This is a genomic window from Vibrio sp. 378, from assembly GCF_033339435.1.
The window spans coordinates 1-646 of sequence record NZ_JAWOUO010000681.1; the positions used below are offsets into that span (position 1 = coordinate 1).

At 37.8% G+C, this 646-nt stretch carries 1 protein-coding gene; it reads right to left on the reverse strand.

Going from position 1 to position 646, the window contains the following annotated elements:
• Positions 1 to 421: 421 nt before the first annotated feature.
• A partial coding sequence (locus tag R7Q48_RS28240) for a chitobiase/beta-hexosaminidase C-terminal domain-containing protein (protein ID WP_318133627.1) occupies positions 422 to 646 on the reverse strand: 225 nt, incomplete at its 5' end.

Here is a 646-nt window from a genome sequence, read left to right on the forward strand (position 1 = left end):
TTATTCACGTTATGCGATGGTTCCATGGGCTTCTTTTCCCGATCATCGCAAGCCTTGGAATGTGCCTCCGTGGCGGTGGCCATACTGAAATAATTAATTCGCAATGGAAAATAAATCCGTTTAAAAAGTGATCTCGTTCAAACCCGACTCTATAACCATAATAAAAACACTGGTAATTACAGACACTTGCATTGATTTATAAAAATTCGTCAAAAAAATAAAATGTGATCATAAACAACTAACGATTTAATAAATGGCGAAATAACCCGACTCACTTCACATTTAATTTCTATCTTTAACACCAAAACTTATTTATCAATGCAAAATATTAAGACTTCGATCACACTTAATTTCCCTTAAAAATAAAGAAAGCCTCAACATGCGTTGAGGCTTTGCCAAAAATTAACTTACAAGAATCGTATTATTTTACGCTAGTCACACGACTTGTTTTCTCACCTGTTGCCGATACAGATCGGATGAACACTTCACCTTTCACATTTGGACGAGCATTGTCTGCGTAATTCAGCCAGTTTTTGCCGTCTAGAGAGTATTGAAGCTTCACGCCAGGAAACTGAACGTTCATTGCTAGCTTGCCATCTTCTACTTTCGCACCTGGTACTGGTAGACGGTCGTCGATACCAGATTT